This window comes from Methanoculleus sp. SDB (assembly GCA_001412355.1).
GTDB lineage: Archaea > Halobacteriota > Methanomicrobia > Methanomicrobiales > Methanomicrobiaceae > LKUD01.
Genome location: LKUD01000093.1, coordinates 1 through 8,799, shown reverse-complemented (window position 1 = coordinate 8,799; position 8,799 = coordinate 1). Strand labels below are relative to the sequence as shown.

Below are 8,799 nucleotides of genomic sequence, written 5' to 3'. Positions count from 1 at the left end.
TGCTCCGGCCGTGGGAACCGACGACGATGAGGGAGACCTGCTCCGCATCTGCGATCCGGACGATCCCGGTGGCGAGGATGGCTTCGATGATATGAGGCGGTACCTCGAACACCGCCTCATCGAGCGAGAGCCTGATGTCGCTCATCTCCCGCCGGGCGTTCTTCCGCCGGAACCGGATCAGCTCCGCCTCGTATTCCCCTTCGGGATTGATAAATGCCAAGGGCTGCGAGAGCACGACATTTACGTCACGCTCGTCAATCACATGCAGGAGGACAACCTGCGTGCACCCGGCATCCCTGAGCTGCCGAATGTAGCCGGGCGCCCGCGCGACTAATCCATCAGGTCATGAGAAACTACCACCGGATGAGGGGAAAAACCCGTTCGACCATGTCCGGAATCATTATCTCGCCCGACAGGAGGAGAGTAGGTATGGAACAAACCATACTCGTCGCCTACGCCACCCGGTACGGCTCCACCCGCGAGGTGGCGGAGGCGATAGGGACGGCGCTCCGGGAGGAGGGGGCGGCGGTCGATGTCGTGCGGGCGGACGAGGTTGCCGATATCACGCCGTATGCCATGGCCGTCATCGGGAGCCCGGTCTACGCCGGAAAGTGCCTTCCCGATGCCCTCGCCTTCGTGACCCGGCACCGCGAGGCCCTCGAGAGGATTCCGGTCGCGGTCTTTGCCGTCGGGATCCTCATCGCCGAGGACACGCCCGGGAACCGGCAGAAGGTGCGGGCGGCACTCGACCCGGTCCTACAGCTCGTCACGCCCGTTTCCACCGCCCTCTTCGCCGGCAAACTCGACCCGAAAGCGCTCCCGTTCCCCCTGAGAATAATGCTGAAGGTCATGAAAACCCCGGAGGGCGACTACCGGAACTGGGACGCAATCAGGAGCTGGGCGAAGCGTCTCGGGGCCGGGAGCGGGTAGCGGGACGCATGCCCCTCTCCGGAAGGCTGCCGGAGGAGAAACGTCGGTAAATCCGCGTCATATGCTCTCGCAGAGAGCGGAGGGATGTGCAGACACCCGCTATGGCGGCGGGCGGCTTTCCTTCGTTCATCTTCAGGGATTCATTCTCCGGATACCGCGGCTGCTTCCGGGTATATGCCGGGAACAACTGCTCCTGCCATTTGCCGTAATCAGGGCTGCACGGGCAGATACCTTTATGGTTATCAACTCCATTCACTCGAACAGTCATGAAGCCGATATCCGTCCTGTACGTCGATGACGAGGTTTCCCTCCTTGAAATTTGTAAAATCTTCCTGGAGCGAAGCGGAGACTTTACCATGACTACCTGTGAAAGTGCACAGGATGCAATCAGGCTTCTCTCCGGTGAATCGTTCGACGCAATCATTTCAGACTACCTGATGCCGGGGATGGACGGAATCCGGTTCCTTCAGCACCTCCGGGAACATGGAGACGAGACCCCTTTCATCATCTTCACCGGCAAAGGACGGGAAGATGTCGTCATCGAGGCCTTAAACAGCGGGGCAGACTTCTACCTCCAGAAAGGAGGGGACCCGAAAGCGCAGTTTCTCGAACTCTCAAAAAAAATCCAGTACGCCGTCGCCCGAAAGAGGAGCGAGATGGCGCTCCGGGAGAGCGAGGCGTTCCTCGACAGCATCTTCTCGAGTATCCAGGACGGCATCTCAGTGCTTGACAGATCCTTCACCATCATCAAGGTAAACAGGACCATGGAGGAGTGGTACTCCCGGGAGATGCCGCTTATCGGCAGGAAGTGCTGGGAGGCATACCGGGGGCTCAGCGAACGGTGCGAACCCTGCCCGTCCTATCAGGCCCTGCAGACCGACAGGCCTGCCCGCGAGATCGTTCCGATGGTCGATGCCGGCACAACGATCGGCTGGATTGACCTGTACAGCTTTCCACTCGTCGATTCTGCCAACGGAGAGACGGTCGGCGTGATCGAGTACGTCCGCAATATCACTGCGGAAAAACAGGCACAGGACGAACTGAAGAATGCGTACGAGCAGATCTCCGCAGCCGAAGAGAGACTGAGGGGGCAGTACGAAGAGCTGGCTGCCGCACAGGCAGAACTGCAGAAACAGCAGCAGCAGCTGGAGGAGGTCACCGGCACAGTCCCCGGTGTTGTCTACCAGTTTTATATCCGTTCTGACGGATCGATGGGATTTCACTATGTCAGCGGCCGTGCACAGGAGGTCCTCGGCCTCAGCAGTGATCCCACGGATTTCTTCGGGCGGTTCACTGCGCAGGTCGATCCCCGCGACCGTGAGGCCCTCCTCGGCTCCATCAATACGGCCGTACGCTCGCGATCCCCCTGGGACTTTGAAGGCCGGTTTGTCAAATCCTCAGGAGAGACGATATGGTTCCAGGGACAGTCCCGGCCGCTGGATCGCGGGAACGAGCTGGTATATAGCGGCTTACTGACCGACATCACAGACCGGAAACGTGCGGAAGAGGAGCTGGTAGAGAGCGAGGAACGGTACCGTATCATCGTTGAAACTGCCAATGAAGGGATCTGGACGATAAATGCCGATTTTATCACCACATTTACCAACCGGAAGATGCGGGAGATGTTCGGCTACAGTGCCGGGGAGATGCTGGGACACCCGGTCTGGGATTTTGTCCCGGCCGAAGAGGTCGAGTCGATGAAACAGAGCCTTCATCAGCGGCGGACCGGCAAACCGGGTCGCTACGAGCGCCAGTGGAGAAGAAAAGACGGCTCAACCGTATGGTGCCTGACCTCGGCAACACCCCTCTTTTCACCTGAAGGCACGTTTCTGGGGTCGTTTGGCATGTTCACCGACATCACGGAACGCAGGCGGACGGAACAGGCCCTGCGGGACAGCGAGGAGAAGTACCGGACGCTGGTCGAGACCACCGGCGATTTCATCTGGGAGGTCGATACGCACGGGATCTATACGTACGTCAGCCCGCAGGTTCGGGAGATACTCGGCTACGAACCAGATGAGATGATCGGCAAAACTCCGTTTGATTTCATGCCGCCTGCCGAAGTACGGCGCGTTGCGGCTGAGTTCAGCCGGTCTGCCGCATCGTACCTCCCCATAGCAAACCTTGAAAATGCATGCGTCAGGAAGGACGGGAGGACAATAATCCTTGAAACAAGCGGCGTGCCAAAGCGGGAAAAAGATGGCGGGTACATCGGCTACCGCGGGATCGACCGCGATATTACGGAGCGGAAAAAAGCGAAAGAACAGCTTCACTCACGGCAGGTGCTCCTCGACGCTGTTCTGGACTCGACGGACAACGGGATTCTGGTCGTCAGCGACTCCGGCGAAGTGCGGACCATGAACCGACGGTTCAGGGAACTCTGGCGGATACCGGAAGACCTCTTCGCATCCGGCAACGATGTAGCCCTGCTGGCATATGTCGCGGATCAGCTCCGGGATCCGGAAGCGTTCCTTGCTGAAGTGAAGCGTCCGTACGCGACGGATGAAGAGAGCAGGAGTACAATCCGGTTCAGGGACGGCCGAATCTTCGAGCGGTACTCCCGTATTGTCAGGCGGGAAGGCCGGCAACACCGACTGTGGTCATTTCGGGACATCACGGAGCAGAAACGGACCGAGGATGCCCTGCGCGAGAATGAGAACCGGCTCCGGCTTGTCACGGACAACATGGTGGATCTGATCACCCGAATCGACAGAAACCGCACGGTAGTCTACTGCAGCCCCTCCGCGGAGCGGGTGACCGGATACCCCGCTGCATATCTTATCGGCCATACGGTAACTGAATTCATCCACCCGGACGACACGGAGCGGGTCATACGACAGATTCGTGCTGCCATCGGGCAGCACCTCCCTTCGGTCCGGCTCGAATACCGGTATCGGACGAAGCAGGGGGACTGCCGCTGGTTCGAGTCCGAGACCCGCATCCTTTATGATAAAAGCGGGGAATATGACGGCGCGATCTTTACCATTCGGGATATCACCGACCGGAAGCAGGCCGGGGAAACACTCCGCGAGAGCGAGGAGCGGTACCGGAGCGTCATCGAGAACATCGAGGACGGATTTTTCCGGACAGATCGGGAAGGGCGGGTGGTGATGGTCAGCCCGTCTGCAGTGCGGATGACAGGCCATGCTTCAGTGGAAGCGGCGATCGGTGTGCCCATGGTCTCGATATACCGTAATCCTGATGCACGGGATACGCTGCTGGACATGATGCGGAAGCAGGGCAGCGTTCGCGATTACGAAGTCGAGATCCGGAAGAAAGACGGTTCGGTCTTCTGGGGATCGATCAGCGCCCATTATCTGTATGACGAAAGCGGGGCTGTAAACGGGACGGAGGGGATTATCCGCGATATTACCGAACGCAAAAATATGGAGAACGCACTCCGTCTGGCAAACCGGAAACTCCTCCTGCTGGGAAGCACCAGCCGGCACGATATCATCAACCAGCTCACGGTACTGCAGGGATATCTCGAACTCCTCGAGATGAAACTGACCGACCCATCAGCCGCACAGCTCTATGACAGGATTACATCTGCTGCCCAGCGCATCGCAGCAATACTGCAATTCACAAAAGAATACGAGAACATCGGGGTCAGAGCCCCCGTATGGAAAGAGATCCGCACGCTCGTGGAAACCGCGGCAGGACAGGTCGTGCCCGCAAACGTGAAGGTTGTATGCGACATTCCGGCACGGTGCGAAGTGTTCGCCGATCCGCTGATTGCCCGGGTCTTTTACACCCTGATGGACAATGCCGTCCGGCATGGCACACCGATCGGAACCATCAGGTTTTCTGTGCAGAAAACCGGGGATGACTGCCGTATTGTCTGCGAAGATGACGGAGCGGGAATTTTGGCGGACGAGAAGGAGAAGATCTTTGCAAAGGGCTTTGGGAAAGGGACCGGGCTCGGACTCTTCCTCGCCCGCGAGATCCTTGCGATCACCGGCATCACCATCCGGGAAAACGGAGAGCCGGGGAAAGGGGCGCGGTTTGAGATCGTGGTTCCCGAGGGGATGTACCGGATCGGAGGGCGGGATACGCCCGGTGCGGGCGGCTCACCCTCGTGATGGGGACGGACAGGAACACGTCGGGTTCCGCCGGTTCGGACGTTCGGTGCGAATCCCGCTCCTTCCGCCGCGGACAGGCCGCTCATGTAATACAGTGGCCGGCTGACAGGGAGAGGAACGCCCCCGGGCCGTCTCGCGCCTCTTCCGGGGACACAAAGAATTATCATCATAGAAGGATACAAAGAGTCGTTAATAAAGGACTGATGTATATGGGATTTATCGATGAATTTCAGGCATTTATTGCCCGGGGCAACGTAATAGAACTGGCGGTCGCATTCATCATCGGTGGAGCGTTCGGAAAGATCGTATCCTCGCTGGTAAACGATGTGGTGATGCCCCCGATCGGACTCCTGCTCGGCGATGTCGATTTTACCAACCTCTTCATCGATCTCTCCGGACAGGGCTTCACCAGCCTCACGGCAGCGAAGGATGCGGGCGCCGCCGTCATAGCATACGGATCGTTCATCAATACGATCATCGAATTCCTGATCATTGCGCTGGTCATATTCCTGCTCGTCAGGCAGATCAACAAAATGCAGAAGAAGGAAGAAGAAAAGCCGGCCCCGCCACCCGAACCGAGCAAAGAGGTCGTGCTGCTTTCGGAGATTCGGGATCTGCTCAAAAAATAACATCCCGACCATTTTTCGGGTGTATTGGCTTTCCGGTCGTCGCACCGGGCCTAAGACCGCAGAATCGCACTCACGTATCCCGGACGTGACAGTCCCCTGTGAAATCTCAGGGCACCACCGCCATTGCAAAAGGGAATTCTTCTCCTTTCACTCCCGATAGGATGCCCGATCGATCCGCGTGAGCCTCTTTACAAACAGTACCGCCCAGATGTACCCCACCAATCCGCCGAGGATGTTTCCCGATACGATGCCAAAATAGACACCCTGTGCTCCGAATCCGAAGATGACACCAAGGACATAGGAAAAGACCACAACGAAGGCCAGAGTCCGGAGGAGGTTGATGACAAGCGAGGTGAATCCATGCCCCGTTCCCTGGAATACCGAAGAGGAGAACATGCCCAGAGGGACGAAAGGATAAAAGAGACACATGGTATGGAAGAAGATGAGGAACCCCGGAATGAGATGAACGCTCTCAGGGGAGTAGGTGAAGAGCGCCGTAATCTGGGGAGACAGCAGGTACGTGAGGAAACTGATCACAAGGGCGATGATGACACCGATGGTGATCGCATACCGATGCACGATTTTGATCTTCTCAAATTCCCGTGCCCCATACGCCGCGCCTGTAACAGCGACGACAGAAGTGGCGATTCCAACCAGCGGGACGATGGCAAACATCACGATTCGCCATCCCGAGGTGTAGATGGCAACGGCATCGGTGCCTGCGATGGTGACGAGGATGAGGTTTATCGCGATCGCCATGACCGAGAGGAGGAGAAATTCCAGACTGGCAGGAAGTCCCACACCGAGAATTGCGCGGAATATCGTGGTTTGAGGAGCAAATCCCCGGAATGAGAGTTGCACGTAGGTATCCCGCCTGATAAAGATCCAGTAAGCAAGGAGGACCATGACGGACATAATGGAGATGACCGTTGCAATGGCTGCCCCGGCAACCCCGAGCCCGGCCCAGTAGATCAGGATGGGATCGAGGATAATATTGAGAATGGACGATAATGCCATGGCATACATGGTCCGTTTTGTGTCCCCTTCCGCCCGGAGGATGGCGTAGGCCATCTGCACTGCAAGGAAGAAGATTGTCCCCAGAAATACTATCCGCCCATATTCCACGGCAATATCGGTCACGGGACCTGCGCCCAGCAGTACGACGATAGGACGGAGAAAGAGGACGAAGAACACCATCAGTGCAGCGGATACCCCCAGGGACAGTATAAAGGCGTGAGTTGCCGCGTTTTCCGCACCCTGTTTATCGCGTGCCCCTATGCGCCGTGCAACGACAGAGGTGGCACCTGCCCCGAGCCCGTTCGAGAGCCCGATCAGGATCATGAAGAGCGGGGTTACGAAACCGACGCCGGCCAGTGAATCTGCCCCGAGGCCCGCCACCCAGATCGCATCGGCAAGATTGTATATCGCCATCAGCACCATGGCAATAATCATCGGCCCTGCGAGCTTCCGGACGGCGATCTTCGGATCCCCCCGGAGGATACGCACCCCACGGGTCACCTCTTCATCCAATGCGGTATCCGGCCCGTCAGACCGGACCTCAGGAGCCGGATCAGTCATTGCCGTCTCCCGGATCTGCGATGAGGAGACGGTGGTCGGCGAAGATGAGGGCGGAGATCAGGGTGCATGCAGATACCACATCCTAACAAAGAGCATAGAAAGCATATTAAAAGGTGTTATTCAGAACGACTGCCTGCACGCCGGGGAGTCGCAGACGGCGTTTATCCTTCCCGGACCGCTCGTGCCCCTCCCTTTTGCACCTCCCGGACCGCTTCGATCTCCGGGATGTCCGTTCCGCCGAGCAACGCGACTATCGCCTGCACATACGGCTCCTGCCGTGTCATGCTCGGGGACGAAACGGGGTCGGTGCGCCGGCCTTTCCGGCCCATTTTCGCATGCCCGGTGGAGATGTAATGCAGGAAATCCTCTTTTGAAAGGCCCCACCGGCAGTTTACGGAAAGCCCGACGAAATCGGGGTTCGCCGGGTGGGAAAACAGCACCGCCCGCGTCCCGGGGAGCGGAACCGGGCCGCCGTTCTTCGATGCGGCCAGTTCGACGACCCGCCGCCACAACCGGTCGCAGGCAACCGGTGCATGGGGACACGTCCTGCAGTACCGGTTCGAAGGCGGCGAGCCGTCGCCTCCATAGTGACGGCAGAAGGTCACATCCATACATGGGTACTCTACAGGGAGAAGCATGAAGCAACCGGTCCGGCTGCCCGGCAGCTGCCTCCGTCTCCCCCGGGCCTTTTTTTAGTTTTTTATCCCGCGTATCACAAGCCCGTAGGGATGGGCAACGACATGCCAGTCTTTGATATGCGAACTTCCGAGCAGATCCATGATCTCATCGCGGGTGTACGCCGCTTTTACCGAGGTTTCAAAACCGGGCCGGATCGCGGGCGGTTCACAGGATTCGTACATGTACCGGTAGATTTCAGGGGAGAGATCGCGCCGGAGATCGGTGATGCAGAAACGCCCGCCTGTTTTCAGGACCCGGGATATCTCGTCAAAGACCAGACCGGGTGATTCCCATTCATGGAGTGAACCGTTCGAAAAGACCGCATCAAACACGCCGTCGTTAAAAGGCATCCCGATGGCATTCCCTTCCTCATAACGAACACGGGGGGAGAGACCGTAGCCGGCAGCGTTTTTTTCTGCGATAGCAATCATCGCCGGACTGATCTCAAGACCGACCAGCCGCGTCCCTTCGGTTGCCTTCAGCCACTCAAGCCCGAGGTACCCGGGGCCGGGCCCGATCTCCAGCGCCACTCCCGATCTGATTCCCGATTCGAGGAGCGCCGCGACAGGCAGGTGTCCGTCATCCCTCATCTTCTTCTGCATCATTTCATAGGCTGCGACAGTCGTCTCATCCTGGATACCTTCGTCAGTTTCCGGTTCTCTCTGTTCAAACATTCCCTGTCACCCGATTTTCTGAAAATTCATTCTCAATACAGCGTTCATCCGCCACATCCTCATTTCCCTGAGCCTGAAATGAGTCTTTCACCGTTATCACTCCCCGTCACTCCGCCGGACGACGAGAACCGGCTGCCGTGCATGGCGGATCACGTTCTCGGAGACCGATCCGAGCAGCATCTTGCTGATATTGCTCCGGCCGTGGGAACCGACGACGATGAGGGAGAC

General features: G+C 58.1%; 7 protein-coding genes and 1 pseudogene. 4 read left to right on the top strand and 4 right to left on the bottom strand.

Features of this window, described 5'->3' with window-relative positions; all coding sequences use genetic code 11:
- Positions 1-262 (bottom strand): annotated as a pseudogene (locus APR53_05915).
- Positions 263-429: 167 nt separating this feature from the next.
- Here APR53_05915 and APR53_05910 point away from each other — a divergent pair.
- The 4 genes from APR53_05910 to APR53_05895 all read left to right on the top strand — a co-directional run bounded on the left by APR53_05910 (position 430) and on the right by APR53_05895 (position 5,641).
- Positions 430-930, top strand: coding sequence for a hypothetical protein (locus APR53_05910; GenBank protein ID KQC03223.1), 501 nt, complete (start codon positions 430-432; stop codon positions 928-930).
- Positions 931-991: 61 nt separating this feature from the next.
- Entirely contained in the window at positions 992-1,228 is a 237-nt protein-coding gene (locus APR53_05905) for a hypothetical protein (protein KQC03222.1), read from the top strand.
- A 58-nt stretch (positions 1,229-1,286) separates the two neighbouring features.
- Positions 1,287-5,012, top strand: coding sequence for a hypothetical protein (locus tag APR53_05900; GenBank protein KQC03221.1), 3,726 nt, complete (start codon positions 1,287-1,289; stop codon positions 5,010-5,012).
- A gap of 209 nt (positions 5,013-5,221) precedes the next feature.
- Positions 5,222-5,641 (top strand): hypothetical protein, encoded by a 420-nt coding sequence (locus APR53_05895; protein KQC03224.1) that lies wholly within the window; start codon positions 5,222-5,224, stop codon positions 5,639-5,641.
- Between the two features lie 147 nt (positions 5,642-5,788).
- Here APR53_05895 and APR53_05890 read toward each other — a convergent pair whose 3' ends face one another.
- The 3 genes from APR53_05890 to APR53_05880 form a co-directional block, all read right to left on the bottom strand.
- Entirely contained in the window at positions 5,789-7,219 is a 1,431-nt protein-coding gene (locus APR53_05890; GenBank protein KQC03220.1) for an MATE family efflux transporter, read from the bottom strand.
- Positions 7,220-7,380: 161 nt separating this feature from the next.
- Entirely contained in the window at positions 7,381-7,830 is a 450-nt protein-coding gene (locus APR53_05885) for a hypothetical protein (protein KQC03219.1), read from the bottom strand.
- Positions 7,831-7,911: 81 nt separating this feature from the next.
- A complete protein-coding gene (locus APR53_05880) occupies positions 7,912-8,571 on the bottom strand; it encodes a hypothetical protein (protein ID KQC03218.1) in 660 nt (219 codons plus the stop codon).
- Positions 8,572-8,799: the final 228 nt, after the last annotated feature.

What these genes read in the sequence shown, in the direction of transcription:
- APR53_05910 (KQC03223.1), top strand. Translation starts at nt 430, where the DNA reads ATGGAACAAACCATACTCGTCGCCTACGCCACCCGGTACGGCTCCACC.
- APR53_05905 (KQC03222.1), top strand. Translation starts at nt 992, where the DNA reads ATGCTCTCGCAGAGAGCGGAGGGATGTGCAGACACCCGCTATGGCGGC.
- APR53_05900 (KQC03221.1), top strand. Translation starts at nt 1,287, where the DNA reads ATGACTACCTGTGAAAGTGCACAGGATGCAATCAGGCTTCTCTCCGGT.
- APR53_05895 (KQC03224.1), top strand. Translation starts at nt 5,222, where the DNA reads ATGGGATTTATCGATGAATTTCAGGCATTTATTGCCCGGGGCAACGTA.
- APR53_05890 (KQC03220.1), bottom strand. Translation starts at nt 7,219, where the DNA reads ATGACTGATCCGGCTCCTGAGGTCCGGTCTGACGGGCCGGATACCGCA.
- APR53_05885 (KQC03219.1), bottom strand. Translation starts at nt 7,830, where the DNA reads ATGGATGTGACCTTCTGCCGTCACTATGGAGGCGACGGCTCGCCGCCT.
- APR53_05880 (KQC03218.1), bottom strand. Translation starts at nt 8,571, where the DNA reads ATGTTTGAACAGAGAGAACCGGAAACTGACGAAGGTATCCAGGATGAG.